The organism is Arthrospiribacter ruber, from assembly GCF_019343195.1.
Taxonomy (GTDB): Bacteria; Bacteroidota; Bacteroidia; order Cytophagales; family Cyclobacteriaceae; genus Arthrospiribacter; species Arthrospiribacter ruber.
Genome location: NZ_RPHB01000001.1, coordinates 55,449 through 73,571 on the forward strand (window position 1 = coordinate 55,449; position 18,123 = coordinate 73,571).

The following is an 18,123-nucleotide window of genomic DNA, read 5'->3' on the forward strand; positions in this document are numbered from 1 at the left end:
GATTAGGAAATTCTTACCAATGTAGCACCGTATCCAAACCGGCTTTTTTGTGTATCCTGAAAGTACTTAATATTTTCCAATTGACTGAGATACTTGTGGATTTCTTTTTTCAAAACTCCATTGCCGATACCATGAATGAAGGTGATTTCGTCCATACCGGAGGCAATAGCATAATTCAGATTTTTTTCGAAAACCTCCATCTGTAAGCGTAGCATTTCTGAATTGCTCATCAAGTCATGGTCCTTGGTCAACTTTTCTATATGTAAATCCACTTCTTTTGGAGGACGGGGGAAATTTGGTGCTACTTTGGCCGCTTCATCGTTCAGTGAGCTGTTCAGTGCTTTGATGTCAATGTCCCTGCTGTTTTCCGTAAGCCTAAAAACGTAACCTTTTTTATCCAGAATAGGAGCAGTGCCTTTACTTTTAAAGAAAGTATTGGCTTTGAATTTGATTTTTCTTTCAAATGGCTGAGTGGTTTTTTCTATTCTCGAGTTGATGGGGAATAGCTGCACCGAAAGTGGAGGCCATTCTTCAAAGTTTTGGATGGATTTTTCGGTGATTTTTCTTGTGCTGTTCGAAGGGATTTTTTCTGCCAAAAGGGTCTGGGAATTGCTTCCGTGATGTTCAGCTACTATGCCTACAAAATCCTTTGCAGTATGGTTGCACAGGTATATGCTGTGGTCCTTGTCATTGAGTGGGATGTAAACCAGATAAATGGCTTCCAGGTTGGTGTCTGTGTTTTTTCCTGACTTCAATTCTGAAACAGACTCCTTGCTTTCTGAACCTGGATTGAAATAGGTTTTTTCGGTATGGGAAATCAGCACGACTTCATTCTTGAGGGCTGGAATTCTGAACCCATCTTCTATCTCGATTTCCACCCTGCCTCCGGAAGAAATTTTGGTTATTACTCCTTCTTCATTTCCGTGCAGCAATCTTACTCTGTCTCCTACGTTCATCAATCCAATGCTTTTTTATATGTTTCAAGTGCCCTTTCGCGGGCTGATTTATGTTCTACCATGGGTTTTGGGTACTTATCAGTACCATATTCAGGGACCCACTTTTTGATGTATTTCAGTTCTTTATCAAATTTTTCAGTCTGTGATTCGGGATTGAAAACACGGAAATACGGCTGTGCATCTGTACCTGTTCCCGCTGCCCATTGCCAGCCCCCATTGTTGGAAGACAGCTCAAAATCCAGCAATTTCTTTGCAAAATACGCTTCTCCCCATCTCCAGTCAATTAATAAATGCTTGGTAAGAAAACTGGCCACGATCATCCTTACCCTATTATGCATGTACCCTGTTTGATTGAGTTCCCTCATCCCTGCATCTACTATGGGATATCCTGTTTTTCCTTCACACCATTTTTCAAACTCATCTTTCTTATTTCGCCATGGAATCTGATCATATTTTGGTTTGAAAGCTTTATCTACCACTTTGGGATTATGGTATAAAATCATCATATAAAACTCTCTCCATATCAGTTCGTTGAGGTAAGTTTTATTCAGTTCGTCCGCTTCCAAAGCCAGTTTCCGTATGCTAATGGTCCCAAATCTCAAGTGGATCCCTAGTCTGCTTGTGCCGTTTATGGCCGGAAAATTACGGGTTTTGTCGTATTTTCTGATCAAAGGTTTATCAATTTCCAAAGGAGGGATCTTGATATCCGTTTTTTCAAACCCCATATCCTCCAGACTTGGTATATCAAATGGTTTGGTTTTAAAAAAGTTTCGTTTCCTTCCATCCAGTGAGACTGTTTCGATATTGGATTTGTGGAATTTTTCCAACCAAACCTTGCTGTAAGGGGTAAATACTTTATAAAAATCTCCTGAACCGTTCACAATCTCATCTTTTTCAAAAATCACTTGGTCTTTGAAATCCAAAAACTGAATATCTTTTTCTTTGAGCAGTTTTTTGACTTCTGCATCCCTTTCTTTGGCATAAGGTTCGTAATCCCTGTTGGTATATACGTTTTGGATATCATATTCCTCCAATAGCTCTTTCCATATTTCAAGTGGCTTGCCGTATTTGACCAAAATACTACTTTCAAAATCCTTGAGTCCTTTGGAGATTTTCTGGATCTGATCATGGATAAATTCCACCCTTGCATCTTTTTTGTCTTTAAGGTCATCCAGGATGTTTTTGTCGAAAATAAAAAGTGGAAGGACATTGCTTTCGTTTTCAAATGCATGGTAAAGTCCGGTGTTGTCCTCTAGGCGCAGGTCTCTTCTAAACCAAAATATGCTTATTTTTTCCATTTGTTAAATTGCGTAGGTATAGGTTTAGAATTTATTGGGAGGAAAAATGTTTTATTCCTCCTCTTCTTTTCTGATTTTCTTCGGCTGGTCAATGATTTCAATCTGCTCAGAATCCATCCTTCTCTCCAGATCCTGAAGCTGTATGGGTTTCCAGTTTTCTGAATCCTCAAAATCATACCTTAGAAAATCATCAATGTCATTTATCCTAAGCTTTTCTCTTTCTTTGGACCGCAATTTACTTAGGAGTTCGGAGAAGGAGTTGAAGGAAAGGTTTTGCGATACCGAGACACCGTATGTAGCCACATTAGGAGCGATGGATAATGAAGTGAAAGTATTAAAATTATTCCTGTTGTAAATCCTCATTCTGTACCTTCCGTCTTCGGTGAGCAGGTATTCTGCCTGCCAGTCACCGGCAATGCTGTTTAGGTCTGCATTTCCTTGCAGGTCCGTAAATCCTCCGTCTCTAGATACCCTCAAGCGCCCATCCAAAAATGTGTAGGCCACTCTTAGCTGGAATGTCTCCAAAGCTGACTGGTCGAGATTGGCCACGTCTATGTCCACTTCCAGGTTTTGATCCACCTGAGCGATAAAGCTGTTGAGCTGAGAGGAAAGCAGCTGGCTCAAATTTGATGTGGCTATGTTGCTCACACCCGTAAACTGTCCTTCCGGAGAAAGGGATCTCATCATGATGACGGAGAACACCTGTCTATTTTTTTCCTGCTCATCGTTGGCTATTCTGTTTTGGAAGGCAGAAATGTACGTCTGTATGTTTCCTTCCGAAGGAAACTCAGCAAAGTCAAAATTGAAAGCGATGTCAGGAGAAAGCAGGTTGCCCTTGAGGGTCATGATTACCCGAAGGGGCCATCTTCTCCGCATGTTTGGGTCTTCCAGTCCTTGGTTTTGTACATTTTGTAGGTTCTGTAGGGAGACACTTTCCTGATAATATGCCTTTAGGTCCATTACCCCTTCATAGGGATCGCCAAACCATGAGATCCTGCCTCCGGGCTCTACTATAAATTCTCTTCGGATGACATTATATAAAGAGAAATTGTACCTCGCCTCAGTGATTTCATAGTTGCCCTGCATAGAAAAATTTCCCTGGGTGTCGATATTCATGGTAAGTACACCTCTCCCTCTTCCTTGAATGTTTTCTCCGGTTCTTGGATCAATCTGGATTTCAGTGTAGGCATCAGGCGTAATGTCCAGGATAAAATTCATCCGTACATTGTTGATAGCCAATTTTTCTACTGATTCCTCAAATACTCTGGTCTGGGTAGTATCGCGCACATTGATGATATTGATGAAATCTTCCTGTGCCTGTACATTCGATGTGCCAAATGGGATAAATATCCTGGTATTGGGCTGGGAGGTTGCTCTTGCATTGATGTCAAGGTTATTTGCAGCCCCTAGGATGTTGAGGGTGCCGGAGACATTGGCAGTTCCGTAAAAGAGGTCGTTGTCTCGGATAGATGTGTTCAGCACCTGGAAGTTTTCCATTGTAGACGAAATGTCCAATACAAAATCTCTGAAATAGTCATGGGAAATTCCACCTCTCATTCTGGCCCTGTTTCCATTGACATCTCTCAATACGATTTCCCTAAAACTGATTTCATTAGGTTCAAATACCAAGTTGCCGTCAATGGTGTACAGGGTATTCAGGTAATTGATTCTCAATCGCCCATCATCAATTCTTCCGGTTCCATTTACTTCAGGAAAGGTTAAAGTTCCTCCGATTCCCAGTTCACCCGTAACGGTACCTCCCATTCTTGTGACATAGTCCTCCAAAAATGGTTCTAATACAGAAATATTGGCCTGTTGTAATTTTGCTGTCAGGTCCAGTTCCTGGTCCTTACTGCCCAGTGAGCCTTCCAGAGAGATGACTTTTTCTCCTAAGCGGTAATTGTTCAGCTCCACATTGATCAGCCCATCGGAAAAATAGGTCCCTGCTTCTAGGTCTCCGATCAGGAAGTTGTTGATATAAAAGTCTTCCACTCCCAATTGTCCGTTGATAGCTATTGCCTCAAAGAGATTGCTAATGGCAAATTGCCCATTGGCAGTCCCTTCGAATTCCTTTATAGAAAGAGTGTTGAAAAAATCAAGATTTAGGTTGTTGATTTCCAGTCCTAAAACATCATTTGGGTCAGTTGAGATATTTCCATTAAGAGCGATGTACTGATTGTCATTGAAGAGCTTTAGGTTGTCAAAAAGAAAATTGTTGTCAGTGATGTATATACTGTTTTCCGGGTCAAAATTCCATACTTTATCTATGATCTTTAGTTCGGAAGGTTCAAAGACTACAGTGGTAAGATCCGGATAAATGGTGATTTCATTTTGAATGCGAATGTAGCTCCCGGTACTCAATTGATCCTGTCTATAAGTGATGTCAATATTATTTACATCCCAGATGGCTTCCATTTCCAGGTTGTTGAAGGTAAGGCCGGAACTAAGGTCTTGCTGTCTGGAAAAAATGTAAAATGACGCAAGTACCTCATCACTTCGGGTAAGCTTGGAGGTATTGAAGTCCAGGCTAGTATCGAAAAGGAAGCTTCCATTGTAATAAATGCTGTCGATGCTGCTGTAAAAATTGAGGATAGTATTGTCCGGAGTCTGATAAAAGGAGCCTTCTACCAGCGTGTTTTTGGAAATCGATGCTTTAGGTTCAAAGAGGTTGATAATGGGGTTGATGTCTATGAAATTAAGGTCGATGTCAATACTATAGGGGTTGTGGAGTCCTACTTGACTGACATTTACCCCGCTTTCAGAATTGGTAAGTATGGCCAGGTACTCTTTACTTAAGGTAGCCACATCAGCTATCAGTTCCTCAATTTTAAAAACCCCCGAAATCCCTGCTACCAACAGGTCTGAATTGAGTGAAATTACTCTAAAATCATCCGTGAAAAGAGACTGAAAAAAGAAGTTGTCCACTTGGAGGTTTCGACCTTCAAGACTTACTTCTATATCGCTAAACCTGGCAATACCTTCGATATCGTCAAGAGTGACTCCCTTGGTATCCATATCCACATTGCCACTGATGAAAAGGTCCCTTTCTACCAGTTTTAAGTCACGCAAGAATGCTGTATCCAGTTCCACATTCAGTCTAATGGAGTCCTTACCTTCTCTCAGGTCCAACACACCTTCGGCTTCTCCTTTAAGGTGGGGGTCATTGACTTTGAGACTGCCCCTGAAGAGGTCCAGACCATAGGTGGCATCTGTGCGGATGTTGGCATAATTATAGCCTAAAACCCCGATTTTCTTTATCTCAGCATCTACTTCCAGGAGGGCCGTTTCTACAGTCAAGCCTGTCCCCCTTACTCTTCCTGTCATGGATACTTTCTGAAAGCGTTCGCGATCTTCCAGCAAAATTCCAAGATCCAGATTGTCCAGCTCCAATCTGCCGGAATAGGTGGGGCGGTTGTTTTCTGATCTGTAACTCAATCTTCCGGATAAATTCCCAATACCAGTTCGGAACCTTCCATTGAAAGTGAAAAAATGCAGGTAACCTGAAAAATCTGTGTCGAATCTGATGTCTCTGAACTTATTAATTTCCCTTTGGGCTTCAACAGAAATATATGGACTGAGATCGGAGGAGTTCAAGACAGAATTCATCAACGACATTTCAAAGAAGGTATTGCTGACATCAGGAAGTCCATCGATTTTAAATTTACCGAACAAAGCACTTCTTTGACCAAAACGGATGAGCAATTGGTCAGAAACGAGGTTGGCTACGGTTCCGCTGATTTCTCCGCTAAGAAAAATCCTGTCTTCCACCTGTGGAAGCTGATCTGTAAAGTAATTAAGGTCCTGAATGTCCAATACAGCTTCGTCCAATCTGGCTACAATCTGAACCTCCTGATTGAAATTGGATAGGGCCTGGCTGGATGCGTATTCAAACCTGAGGTAGTCCTTTATCTCTGTCCTATTGGACCTGAGGTAAAGGTTGTCAAACTCCATAAAGGTAGGAGCATAGGTGAAATCTGTTTTCAATTGTTGAAAGACCATTCCTGAGTTGCTTTCTTCGCCTCTGAGGTAGTTTACTTTCATGCCTAGCTGTGGCCCATCTGTGTAGAAATCATCTGCATCAGCGATGAGGTTTCTAAACCTGAGGTTGTTGTAATCAAATCCCGCAGTGACGGGTACAGCACTGTAATTCAGGATGTCAAGGGAAGTCTCGTGAAAATAGATGTTGTTGATGGCGAACTTCCCGGAAGGTTTGTCGGGATCTTTTGTGCCGGGAAGAAGTGCATTCAGTCGCGAAAAAAATTCTGATATATTGAGTAGCTCTTCGTTTTCGTGAAAAATAAGCCGCACATTGCCCCTTTCCATTTTTATCTGGTCCAGGGAAGGTTTTTCTCTGTCTAAAAGTCCTCTGATGGAAAAGTCAATATAGACCTCCTCCAAGTTGACCATAAGACTATCCTTTTGGTCATAGATGATGACATCATTAAGGCTTACAGCATCCCACCACCTGATTTGGACTTTTGAAATGTTGGTTTTGAAACCTGTATTTTCTGTGATGTAGTTGGTAAGGATTCTGGATACCTTGGTCTGGAAGTAAGGGATCTGCAGGAGAGTTGCCACCAAAAATAAACCCAGAACAAGGAAAAGTACTAGCCTGAAGATCAGCCTTAAGGCTTTCAGTATTTTTTCCGTAACTTTCGGGTTCTTTTCCAAGGATTAATCTGCAATGAAAATCAATATTCTGGCCATAGAATCATCATGTGATGAAACGTCCGCAGCGGTAATTTCTGATGGCAAAATACTTAATAATATTATCGCTACGCAATCCGTACACGAAAATTATGGAGGTGTAGTTCCTGAATTGGCCTCCAGAGCCCATCAGCAACATTTGATTCCGGTAGTCCATGAGGCCATCGCTACTTCAGGGATTACCAAGGAGGAGCTTTCGGCGGTGGCATTTACCAAAGGGCCTGGGCTCATGGGATCATTACTCGTCGGGGTGTCTTTTGCCAAGTCCTTTGCTTATGCATTGGATGTACCCCTGATTGATGTGAATCATATGCAGGCACATATTTTGGCTCATTTTATAGATGACCCAAAGCCAACTTTCCCTTTTATCTGCCTGACGGTGTCCGGTGGACATACCCAGCTGGTACTGGTCAAAGATCATTTGGATATGGAGGTAATAGGGGAAACCTTGGATGATGCAGTAGGGGAAGCTTTCGATAAAACAGCCAAATTGCTTGGACTGCCTTACCCAGGAGGACCTTTGATGGACAAATACGCCAAGTTGGGTAACCCTAATGCATTCCAGTTCCCTATTTCTGATATGCCTGGATTGAGTTATTCATTCTCAGGAATCAAAACAGCCGTTTTGTATTTCCTGAGAGATCAGCTGAAGTCCAACCCAAATTTCATTGATGAAAATCTACATGATCTTTGCTCATCCGTTCAATATACCCTGATCAAAATGCTGGTTCAGAAATTAAAAAAAGCAGTCAGCTTACATAAAATCAGGCAGGTAGCCATTGCTGGGGGAGTGTCTGCTAACTCAGGGCTGAGGGCTGAACTGGAACAATTGTCCAAAAAACATGGTTGGAAAGTGTTCATACCTAAATTCGAATACTGTACTGACAATGCCGCAATGATTGCCATGGCAGCACACTACAAGTATCTCAAAGGGGAGTTTTGTGATCTAGATGTGGTACCTGAGGCAAGGATGAAGATTTAGAGGGAAGGAGTGGGAAGGAGGAAGGATGAGGGATGAAGGATGAGGGAGGAGTTAGGGAGTGAGTAGTGAAGAGTGAGAAGTGGAGAGTGAGGAGTGAATAGTGAGGAGTTTAAAGCCTTTAAGGGCGTAGATATAATAGCCCGGGGTTTTAACCCTGGGTTTTGGAAATGAAGGTCGTTTGTTGTTTTTGGCCGAGGGATGGTCAATGATGGAGAATAGTTTTCGCCAAAAACAGGGAAGGTTTGGAAAGGATGAGGGATGAAGGAGGAAGGATGAAGGAGGAGGGATGAAGCCTGTCCGACTGGTCATCCAAGCGGAGATGAAGGGGTGGAAGGGAAGGATGAAGGATGAAGGATGAACTAAGGTAGTGAGTAGTGAAGAGTGAGGAGTTTAAAGTCCAGTATGGGCATAGATTTAATAGCCCGGGGTTTCAACCCTGAGTTTTGAAATTGGATGTTGTTTTTGGCCGAGGGATGGTCAATGGTGAAGAATGGTTTTCGCCAAAAACAGGGAAGGTTTGGAAAGGATGAGGGATGAAGGATGAACTAAGGTAGTGAGAAGTGGAGAGTGAATAGTGAATAACGAGTAGTGAAACTTTGGTTTAATCTACAATCTACAATCTACAATCTTAAATCTTCAATCTTCAATAAATAGACCTACAAGCATTAAAATAAGAAACAAAGCAAAGTGGAGCTACGAAGGAATTTTTAAAGAAATGGCACAGGAAAAAAAGAAGTTTGAAAAGATAATCAACATCAGAAACAAGAAGGCAAGCTATGAATTTGAGTTTTTGGATACCTACAAAGCAGGCTTGGTTTTGAAAGGAACTGAAATCAAGTCGATCCGGGAAGGGAAAGTGTCCTTGACGGAGGCCTACTGTTTTTTTAGGAAAGGAGAGCTTTTTATCAAGCAGATGCATATTGCCCCCTATTCTATGGCTTCGAGCTACAACCATGAGGCGGTCAGGGAAAGGAAATTGCTTCTCAGTAAAAAAGAGTTGGAGAAATTGGAAGGTAAGTTTGAAGAAAAAGGATTATCGATTATTCCGGTGAGGATTTTTATCAATGATAAAGGGCTGGCGAAGTTAGAAATTGCATTGGCAAGGGGTAAAAAATTACATGACAAGAGGCAAAGTATCAAAGACAAAGATACCAAAAGAGAATTGTCACGCATGAAGTTTTAAAACATTCTCATTGAACTACATGTTTTTCCAATCAAAGTTTTATCTTAGAGGTCTATGGAAAAGCGTGTTTTGGTGTTGAATTTAGATCATAGCCCGATTGCCGTTGTCAATGTACAAAAGGCCCTCATTCTTGTATTTTTAGAAAAGGTAAGCACACTCAGCCATTATGAATCGTTAGTGATAAGGACAGTTTCCAAAGATTTTAAATATCCTGCGGTAATCCGCCTAAACGAATACAGAAATATACCTTATAAGGGTGTTTTGCTCAACAGAGCCAATCTTTTCCGCAGAGATGGAAACGAATGCCAGTATTGTGGATCAAAAAAGCAACTTACCATAGATCATGTGATTCCCAAATCCAAAGGCGGCAAAACCAATTGGTCCAACCTGGTCACAGCCTGTCACCGCTGCAATGTGATGAAAGGAGACAAGACACCGGAACAAATGGGCATGAAGCTCAGGACTATTCCTTTCAGGCCGACCTTGGGCTTTTTTTTGGCAGAATATGCTGAAAGGCACGCAGGAGAATGGTTGCCCTTCTTGGAGGTGAAAACCGTAGGTGTTAAATAAGCTTAAGAAAAAGGGGATAGGAAACTATTTTTTGCAGATGAGTGTAATGCCATTTACAAAAAGGTTTTTCTAATCATTGAAATTAGAAGTACCTTTGTTTCGTCATATAAAATTTCACCCAGACCCAAATGAGTGACCAGATCAAACATGAATGTGGTATAGCCATGTTAAGGCTCCGAAAAGATCCGCAGTTTTACATCGATAAATACGGCTCACCTCTATATGCACCAAACAAACTCTATGTGTTGATGCAAAAGCAGATCAACCGTGGGCAGGACGGAGCCGGAGTAGCCAATATTAAAATCAATACCAAGCCAGGGACAAGATACATCAGTCGATATAGGTCCATAGAGCCTCAGGCGGTCAATTTCATTTTTGACAAAATCCATAAAAAATACAAGAAAGCTAAAAAGCATGGTGGAGAAAAAGTGCTATATGATGCTGAGCACCTCAAAGAAAACATAGCCTTTTCTGGCGAGGTTTGGCTGGGTCACTTGCGCTATGGAACCCATGGCGAAAATAGTATAGAAACCTGTCATCCTTTTTTGAAGCAGAACAATTGGAGGAGTAGAAATCTGGTAATGGCAGGTAATTTCAACATGACCAATGTGGAAGAATTGTTCGGAAAACTGGTAGAATTGGGACAGCATCCTAAGGAAAAAACCGATACTGTCACCGTAATGGAAAAAATCGGACACTTTTTGGATGAGGAAAACCAAAGGATTTTTGACAAATACAAAAAAGACTATAGCAATGAGCAGATCACAGCTGTGATCGAAGATGAATTGGATGTAGCCAGAATACTGAGACGTTCTTGCAGGGATTTTGATGGGGGATATGCTATGGCTGGATTAATCGGAAACGGCTCCAGTTTTGTGGTGAGGGATCCATCTGGTATCAGGCCTGCCTACTATTATGCCGATGAGGAAATTGTGGTTGTAGCGTCAGAAAAACCTGCCATCAAATCTGCTTTCAACATTGATTATAAGGAGATTAAGGAAATTCAGCCGGGCAATGCCTTGGTAATCAATAAAGATGGCTCTTATGCAGAGCATGAGATTATGCCTGCCAGGGAGAAAAAGTCCTGTAGTTTTGAGAGGATATATTTCTCCAGAGGGACCGATCCTGATATTTATAGAGAAAGAAAAGCTTTGGGTAAAGCATTGATCCCACAGATACTTCAGGCCATAGATTTTGACCTGAAAAATACCGTGTTTTCTTACATCCCCAATACGGCAGAGACTGCCTTTTTGGGATTGATAGAAGGATTGGAAGATTACCTAAGTGCCAAAAGGAGAGAAGTGTTGTTGGAAGGAAAACCACATTTGGAAGACCTTGAAGAGTTGTTGAATTTTAGGCCCCGTGTTGAAAAGCTCGTATCAAAAGATGTGAAACTAAGGACTTTTATCACCAATGATTCTGACAGAGATGCCATGGTAGCCAATGTCTACGATACTACCTACGAGGTGGTCAGATCAGGTATAGATACCTTGGTAGTGATCGATGACAGTATCGTAAGAGGAACTACACTTGAAAAAAGCATTCTAACGACTTTGGACAAACTGAATCCAAAACGTATCATCATAGTCTCTTCCGCGCCTCAGATCAGATTCCCGGACTGTTATGGTATAGATATGTCCAAAATGAGGGAGTTTATCGCTTTTCGGGCCACATTGGAATTGCTCAAGGAAAGGAAGATGGGCTTTTTGATGGATGAAATCCATGACAAATGCTTAAGCGGTCAAAATACAAGCATGAACTATGTCAAGTTGCTGTATGAACCATTTTCTGATCAGGAAATTTCCGACAAAATCGCTGAAATCATCACTACAGAAGATATTAAAGCTGAAGTAAAAGTAATCTATCAGACTGTGGAAAACCTTCACAGGTGTATTCCTGACCATATCGGGGATTGGTATTTTACCGGCAACTTCCCCACTTCCGGAGGGATGCGAGTAGTCAACAGGGCATTTGTGAATTTTATGGAGGGCAAGGCGGTTAGGGCTTATTAGATTGAATAAAGTACCAAGTACAATGAACAATGAAATAAGATTCAAGAAGCGAGAGACAAGAAGCAAGAAATAAGAACCTAGATAGGTTAGGGCTTATTTGAGATATGAGGTTACTTGTTCTTTAAATTGGATGAGGTTCGTCGAAAAGTATTTTATAGCTTTTTTTGGTTTTTTGTAAAGTTTCTTTCATGCTATTTACGATTTAACTCCTCATGCAGAACTTTTCCCATTTGGGAAGAAAAACAATTTGAAAATGGAAATTAACGTAAGCTTATTGAAGCAGATTTGTGAAATAGCCGGAGCTCCGGGATATGAAAAACGTGTCAGAGACCTGGTGATTGAATTGGTCACACCTTTTGTTGATGAAGTGAAAACAGACAATTTGGGTAATGTTATCGCCATAAAAAAGTCCAAAAATAATCCTGAGGGCAAAAAAGTGATGGTAGCTGCCCATATGGATGAGATCGGATTTATTGTCACCCATATAGATGATAATGGTTTTCTGCGTTTTCATACGCTTGGAGGATTTGACCCGAAGACACTTACCGCCCAAAGGGTGATCGTGCATGGGAAAAAGGACCTGGTAGGGGTCATGGGAAGTAAGCCTATCCATGTCATGTCCCAGGAGGAGCGTGCCAAACTGCCCAAAACCACTGATTATTTTATAGACCTCGGAATGAGCAAGGAAGAGGTGTTGAAGCATGTTTCTGTGGGCGATCCTGTTACCCGCGACAGGGAGTTGATTGAAATGGGGGATTGTGTCAATTGTAAGTCCATTGACAATAGGGTGGCGGTTTTTATCCTTATCGAAACCCTTAAGCAACTGGAAAATCCTGCCTATGATGTGTACGCAACTTTTACGGTGCAAGAGGAAGTAGGTCTAAGGGGTGCGAATGTAGCCGCCCATGGGATCAATCCTGATTTTGGAATAGCACTGGATACCACGATAGCATTTGATGTGCCTGGAGCGCAGGCCCATGAGAAAATCACGGAGTTGGGAAAAGGTACAGCGATTAAGATCATGGATGCCATGACCATCTGTGATTACCGTATGGTGGATTTCATGAAACAAACAGCAGGCAAGTATCAGATCAAGTGGCAGCCCGAGATCCTTACTGCCGGAGGTACAGATACTGCCGGAGTTCAGCGAATGGGTAAACAGGGAGCGATTGCAGGGGCAATTTCAATTCCAACGCGACATTTGCATCAGGTAATCGAAATGGCTCACAAAGAGGATATTGCAGGAAGCATTCTCCTTCTCAAGGCTTGTTTGGAGGATATGGGTACCTTTAATTGGGACCATTGATCAATGTGGATTTTAGGCTTCAAGGCCTTTCTGCAGCCTTTTTTAATAAATGATTTTGAAAGAAAAAAGTCTGTCCAAATGAAAGTGGACAGACTTTTTTGTTGTGATCCGGTTTGGTTCAATAAACTGAAGGTGTATTTGCAAAAGCTTTTTACAAGTGTATATGGTGAATTTTTAATGTTGGATACATTTTTTTAAATAAAAGTTATTAAAATTCAAATAAATTATTGAATTAATTATCCGTTTAAATAAACGTTTAATTTGAGTGGTAATTGAAGATTTTTAGACCTTCATTTCTATTTTTAGCTAAGGTTTAAGTTTCATCTAAAATTTTTTATAAGATGAGTATTAAGATATTTCCTTCTGCGATTACGCAGCAAACAGTTGAGGTGTATGATTCCCGGATTAGTGTCCGGTCTAAAGTGATATACCTGATTTTAATAGGGTTGATGTTTGCTTCTATAGCTGCTTTGCCACTGATATATGTGGACGTTGCCGTTCAGTCAAGGGGAACTTTTCAATCTGCGCTTCAGCGCAATTCATTAATAAGTTCGGTTGGTGGACGTTTGGAAAAGTGGAGTCTTGTGGAAAACCAAAAAGTTCAAAAAGGGGAAGTTTTAGCTGTAGTAAGGGCAGAGGTTGTACAGTTGGAGATGAATGGGGTTGAAGAAAGACTTATTCTTTTGAATGATTTTATCGAAGACCTACGCAAGTTGTTAAACATGAACTTGGATGGGCATTCAATTCACATGATTCCTTTGAAGTCCAAATTCTATCAGACATCTCTTTTAGAGTTTCAGACCAAAATCCACAATCAGGCTGCATTAATGGAAAAGTTAGAACGGGATTTTAATCGTGCCCAATTGCTTTTTGACAGTAAATCCATTGCATTTGCTGATTTTGACAATACTGAGGTCCAATACAAGCAAGCTATCACTCAAATGGAATTACTCAAAAAGCAACAGCTCAATAATTGGGAACAGGAGATGATCAATCATCAAAATGAAAAACTGCGCCTGAAAAGTCAGATGGATGTTTTCACAGAGCAGATGGATCAATATAAAATCATAGCTGGAACCAATGGGACTTTGATCAATGTGCTGAACTTAAATGTGGGTGATTTTATCTATCCTCAGCAAAAATTGGCTGAAATCTCGCCTGATACTACCCTTATAGCTGTTACTTACATTTCACCCATAGATATAGCTTTTTTGAATATAGGCCAAGAAGTAAACTTTCAGGTGGATGCCTACAATTATAATCAATGGGGAGTAGCAAAGGGTAAAGTCATTGATATTGCTGATGACCTCACTTTGGTCAATGAAAGGGAGGCCGGTTTTTTAGTAACCTGTACCTTAGACACTCCCTTTTTAACCATATCTAATGGGCTGGAGGGGCAAGTAAAAAAGGGTATGACATTCAATGCACGCTTTGTGGTGGCAAGAAGATCTCTGTTTCAGTTGCTTTATGATAAAGTGGATAACTGGCTCAACCCTCAGATTCAACAACCATCTTAATTTTTATCATTATGGGTATTAAAATCAAACAAAGGGATATTACCGATTGTGGCGCGGCATGTTTGGCTTCAGTAGCAGCACATTACAAATTGGAAATGCCTGTAGCCAAAATCAGGCAAATGGCTTCTACAGACCAAAAGGGAACCAATATTTTAGGTTTAATTGAAGCCGCTTCAAAGATGGGCTTTTCTGCTAAAGGGGTTCGTGGTGATTTTGATGCGCTTTTTGAAGTGCCTATGCCGGTAATTGCCCATGTCATTGTCAAAAAAGTGCTCCATCATTTCGTGGTTCTATATAAAGTGACAGACAAAGTGGTAGAATATATGGATCCGGGAGATGGACAAATCCATAAGGTCGGTCCAGATGCCTTCAAAGAAATGTGGACCGGAGTGTTGGTACTGCTGATGCCGAATGATGAGTTCAAGGCCATCAATCAAAAGGTGAGCACATGGAGCAGATTTTGGTACTTGGTCAGACCGCACAAGGGGGTTATGTTCCAATCTTTGGTTGGGGCTGTGATCTATACCATTTTGGGATTATCAACTTCTATCTATGTACAAAAGATCATCGACCATGTATTTATAGGAAGGAATGTAAACCTACTTAACCTGTTATCTGTAACCATGATTGTTTTACTGGTTTTGCAGATTGTCATTGGGGTTTTTAAAACCTTGTTTATCATCAAAGTAGGTCAACGGATCGATGCCCGGCTGATATTGGGCTATTATAAGCACTTGCTGACCTTGCCTCAACGTTTTTTTGATACCATGAGGGTTGGTGAAATTATTTCCAGAATCAATGATGCTGTGAAAATCAGGGCATTTATCAATGATGTTTCTATAGGATTTTTGGTGAATATCTTTATAGTAGTCTTTTCTTTTGCTTTGATGTTTACTTTTTACTGGAAACTGGCCTTAGTGATGTTATTGGTCATCCCGTTTTACACTTTAATTTATTGGATTACCAATCGCTTGAATAAAAAGATTGAAAGAAGGCTGATGGAGGAATCAGCCGAATTGGAGTCCCAACTGGTCGAATCTATCACAGCGGCAGGTACCATCAAGCGTTTTGGTGCGGAAGATCATGCCAATATCAAAACCGAAATCAGGTTCGTGTCTTTATTGAGGACTGTTTATCAGTCTGGAATGAACAATATTTTTTCAGGTACTTCCTCTGAAACTGTTTCCAGGTTGTTTACCATAATCCTTTTGTGGGTTGGAGCGGGCTATGTGTTGAAAAATGAAATCACTCCCGGAGAGCTGATGTCATTTTATGCATTGACAGGTTACTTGACTGGGCCGGTTTCCAGCTTGATTGGGATGAACAAAACTATTCAAAATGCCTTAATTGCCGCAGACAGGTTGTTTGAGATCATGGACTTGGAAGTGGAAAGTGCGGACGAAACATTTCCTTTGAAGAAAGAAGATGTGGGTGATATCCAATTCAAAAATGTAAGCTTTAGGTATGGTTCCAGGGCAAACGTTTTTGACAGTTTAAATTTGGTTTTTCCTCAAGGAAAGATATCAGGTGTAGTGGGAGAAAGTGGTTCGGGGAAAAGCACCTTGGTATCCCTACTTCAAAACTTGTATCCGCTTCAGTCTGGAAATATTTACATTGGAGAGCATGATATCAAGTTTATCAACAATGCAAGTTTAAGGCAGATCGTATCTGTAGTGCCGCAACGTATCGATCTTTTTGCCGGGAATGTATTGGAAAATATAGCCTTGGGAGATTACCAACCGGATATGCAAAAAATTGTGGGTATCTGTAATAAGTTGGGTATGATGGGTTTTATTGAAACCCTTCCCAATGGATTTGGAACTTACTTGGGAGAAAATGGAGCATCTCTTTCTGGAGGTCAAAAGCAGAGGATAGCCATTGCAAGAGCACTTTACCGCGATCCTGAAATCCTGATTTTGGACGAGGCCACTGCATCCTTGGATCCTGATTCGGAACAGTTTGTACAACAAACCATCAGGATGCTGGCCTCAGAGGGCAAGACGATAATATTCATTACCCATAGGTTGGCCGCTGTACAGGACTTTGATAGACTTTTTGTTTTGGATAAGGGTAAGTTGATCGAGGAAGGTACTCATGCTGAGTTGTTGACCCAGGAAGGAAAATATTTTGAAATGATCAGGAAGCAGTTGGTGGTGCTGTGATATTGTACCAAGTATCAAGTACCATGTACTAAGTACAAAGAATTAGAATCTATAATTGACGAATATCTTATAAACTTAATAAACCATTAACTTATAAATTAAATCACTATGGAATTTATCAAACAAATAGAAAGATTACAGTTAATGAACAAACTTATCCGGGAACAAAGGACGGGAAGTCCCGAGGCGCTGGCAGAAAGGCTGGGTGTAAGCCGCAGGCAATTGTATGTGTATTTGGAGTATTTGAAAGATATGGGTTTGGATATTCAATTTTCAAGGAGGTTGAACAGTTTCGTGTTCGCTTGTGAAAAGCAGGTATATATTGATTGGAGGTTTGAAGTTTTGACTTCTAAGGATGCAAAGGAGTTTGTAGGAGGTTTGGCGACTTTTAGTAATTACTCATATGTCAATCATTATTTACCTCAATAAAAGTTAACTGAAACATAAATTTAAACTAATTTGTACTTACTTAAATTTTAAAAATATAAAAACTTTAGAAAATCTATTGTCCTTTTTGAAAGCTCCTTACCGTGCTGAATCTTATACTGACTTAAGGGGGTATGATTTTTTATTTTTATTGATTGTAACTCTGGTAGTTGTCGTTCCTTACGCTTTGATTTTAGAATGGGCGGGATGGATCAGTTTGACAATATCATGCTAGAGTTGCTGGAAAATCAAAAGTGGTTGGTAGCAGTCCTTGCCATCTTAGTTGCTCCAGTGTTGGAAGAGCCTATTTACAGGTTACATTTGGACTTAAAAAAATCTTCTATCATATGGAGTTTGGGTTTGTCGCTTTTGTTGATAAACAATATATGGTACCCTTTAGTCCTATTTTGGATTTACTTGATTTATCTTTTAGTAAAAGTCGATCGAGGACAGACTCCTAATCTGAAGTTTGTAGTTTATTTTTCTTCAGCTATGTTTGCCTTGATCCATATGGTCAATTTTACTGATTTTGATTATCGAAATTACTTTTATTTAGTGCCTTTATTGGTGGCTGCACAGTTTATTGTTGGATTGGTTTTAAGCTATATTCGTTTGAACCATGGTATGAAATGGGCGGTGATTTTTCATGCAGTTTACAATGCGGTTCTAGTTATCCCAGCGATTTATTTTTATGAACCATAAAATTGAAAAATTTTGTTCCGTGCTGTTTTTATGCACGGAGGGAGGGTAATTTAGAGTTGTATTCTAAATGAAAGCTACTAAATCAAGAGGCTGGATTGAATTGGAATTGATAATGTGAACTTAAATCGGTTTAAAAATATAAAGTATCAGGTTGAATTAAATTAAAGAAAAATGGCAATTTATAATGAGATGAAGAACAATGAACTGCCTCAAATCAAGGGCTCTCATTTTTTAAAATCATGGAAAGGTTGGTGCATAAAGATATTCGCATTAGTTGTTTTAGGCTATTTTGTCTATGAATT

Annotated in this window: 12 protein-coding genes; 9 read left to right on the forward strand and 3 right to left on the reverse strand. The window is 40.5% G+C overall.

Annotation, left to right across the window (positions count from 1 at the left end; genetic code table 11):
• Positions 1-2: 2 nt before the first annotated feature.
• Genes EGN73_RS00240 through EGN73_RS00250 form a run of 3 tightly spaced genes read right to left on the reverse strand, consistent with a single transcriptional unit; the run spans position 3 to position 6,925 of the window.
• The gene (locus EGN73_RS00240; protein WP_219286036.1) at positions 3-956 is read right to left on the reverse strand and encodes a Smr/MutS family protein; all 954 of its coding nucleotides are present in this window, start codon (positions 954-956) and stop codon (positions 3-5) included.
• On the reverse strand, positions 956-2,254 hold the full coding sequence (locus EGN73_RS00245) for a cryptochrome/photolyase family protein (protein ID WP_219286037.1): 1,299 nt from the start codon (positions 2,252-2,254) through the stop codon (positions 956-958). The genes EGN73_RS00240 and EGN73_RS00245 overlap by 1 nt, the downstream gene beginning before the upstream one ends.
• A gap of 51 nt (positions 2,255-2,305) precedes the next feature.
• On the reverse strand, positions 2,306-6,925 hold the full coding sequence (locus tag EGN73_RS00250) for a translocation/assembly module TamB domain-containing protein (RefSeq protein ID WP_219286038.1): 4,620 nt from the start codon (positions 6,923-6,925) through the stop codon (positions 2,306-2,308).
• Positions 6,926-6,938: 13 nt separating this feature from the next.
• On the opposite strand from EGN73_RS00250, the gene tsaD reads away from it, so the two are divergent.
• The 9 genes from tsaD (at position 6,939) to EGN73_RS00295 (ending at position 17,821) form a co-directional block, all read left to right on the forward strand.
• The gene (gene tsaD / locus EGN73_RS00255; protein ID WP_219286039.1) at positions 6,939-7,943 is read left to right on the forward strand and encodes a tRNA (adenosine(37)-N6)-threonylcarbamoyltransferase complex transferase subunit TsaD; all 1,005 of its coding nucleotides are present in this window, start codon (positions 6,939-6,941) and stop codon (positions 7,941-7,943) included.
• Positions 7,944-8,658: 715 nt separating this feature from the next.
• The gene (gene smpB, locus EGN73_RS00260; protein ID WP_219286040.1) at positions 8,659-9,126 is read left to right on the forward strand and encodes an SsrA-binding protein SmpB; all 468 of its coding nucleotides are present in this window, start codon (positions 8,659-8,661) and stop codon (positions 9,124-9,126) included.
• A 54-nt stretch (positions 9,127-9,180) separates the two neighbouring features.
• A complete protein-coding gene (locus tag EGN73_RS00265; protein WP_219286041.1) occupies positions 9,181-9,696 on the forward strand; it encodes an HNH endonuclease in 516 nt (171 codons plus the stop codon).
• Between the two features lie 128 nt (positions 9,697-9,824).
• Positions 9,825-11,708 (forward strand): amidophosphoribosyltransferase, encoded by a 1,884-nt coding sequence (locus tag EGN73_RS00270; RefSeq protein ID WP_219286042.1) that lies wholly within the window; start codon positions 9,825-9,827, stop codon positions 11,706-11,708.
• 253 nt (positions 11,709-11,961) lie between these two features.
• Entirely contained in the window at positions 11,962-13,014 is a 1,053-nt protein-coding gene (locus tag EGN73_RS00275) for a M42 family metallopeptidase (protein WP_219286043.1), read from the forward strand.
• A 341-nt stretch (positions 13,015-13,355) separates the two neighbouring features.
• On the forward strand, positions 13,356-14,531 hold the full coding sequence (locus tag EGN73_RS00280) for an HlyD family secretion protein (protein ID WP_219286044.1): 1,176 nt from the start codon (positions 13,356-13,358) through the stop codon (positions 14,529-14,531).
• Positions 14,532-14,542: 11 nt separating this feature from the next.
• Complete coding sequence (locus EGN73_RS00285) at positions 14,543-16,693, forward strand: peptidase domain-containing ABC transporter (protein ID WP_219286045.1); 2,151 nt, start codon at positions 14,543-14,545, stop codon at positions 16,691-16,693.
• A gap of 108 nt (positions 16,694-16,801) precedes the next feature.
• Positions 16,802-17,122, forward strand: a complete 321-nt coding sequence (locus EGN73_RS00290) for an HTH domain-containing protein (RefSeq protein ID WP_219286046.1) — start codon at positions 16,802-16,804, stop codon at positions 17,120-17,122.
• A gap of 204 nt (positions 17,123-17,326) precedes the next feature.
• Positions 17,327-17,821, forward strand: coding sequence for a CPBP family glutamic-type intramembrane protease (locus EGN73_RS00295; protein WP_246611398.1), 495 nt, complete (start codon positions 17,327-17,329; stop codon positions 17,819-17,821).
• The last annotated feature ends 302 nt before the right edge of the window (positions 17,822-18,123 follow it).

Excerpts from the sequence above, each read along its gene's own strand:
- EGN73_RS00240 (WP_219286036.1), bottom strand. The coding sequence starts at position 956 with ATGAACGTAGGAGACAGAGTAAGATTGCTGCACGGAAATGAAGAAGGA.
- EGN73_RS00245 (WP_219286037.1), bottom strand. The coding sequence starts at position 2,254 with ATGGAAAAAATAAGCATATTTTGGTTTAGAAGAGACCTGCGCCTAGAG.
- tsaD (WP_219286039.1), top strand. The coding sequence starts at position 6,939 with ATGAAAATCAATATTCTGGCCATAGAATCATCATGTGATGAAACGTCC.
- smpB (WP_219286040.1), top strand. The coding sequence starts at position 8,659 with ATGGCACAGGAAAAAAAGAAGTTTGAAAAGATAATCAACATCAGAAAC.
- EGN73_RS00265 (WP_219286041.1), top strand. The coding sequence starts at position 9,181 with ATGGAAAAGCGTGTTTTGGTGTTGAATTTAGATCATAGCCCGATTGCC.
- EGN73_RS00270 (WP_219286042.1), top strand. The coding sequence starts at position 9,825 with ATGAGTGACCAGATCAAACATGAATGTGGTATAGCCATGTTAAGGCTC.
- EGN73_RS00275 (WP_219286043.1), top strand. The coding sequence starts at position 11,962 with ATGGAAATTAACGTAAGCTTATTGAAGCAGATTTGTGAAATAGCCGGA.
- EGN73_RS00280 (WP_219286044.1), top strand. The coding sequence starts at position 13,356 with ATGAGTATTAAGATATTTCCTTCTGCGATTACGCAGCAAACAGTTGAG.
- EGN73_RS00285 (WP_219286045.1), top strand. The coding sequence starts at position 14,543 with ATGGGTATTAAAATCAAACAAAGGGATATTACCGATTGTGGCGCGGCA.
- EGN73_RS00290 (WP_219286046.1), top strand. The coding sequence starts at position 16,802 with ATGGAATTTATCAAACAAATAGAAAGATTACAGTTAATGAACAAACTT.
- EGN73_RS00295 (WP_246611398.1), top strand. The coding sequence starts at position 17,327 with ATGGATCAGTTTGACAATATCATGCTAGAGTTGCTGGAAAATCAAAAG.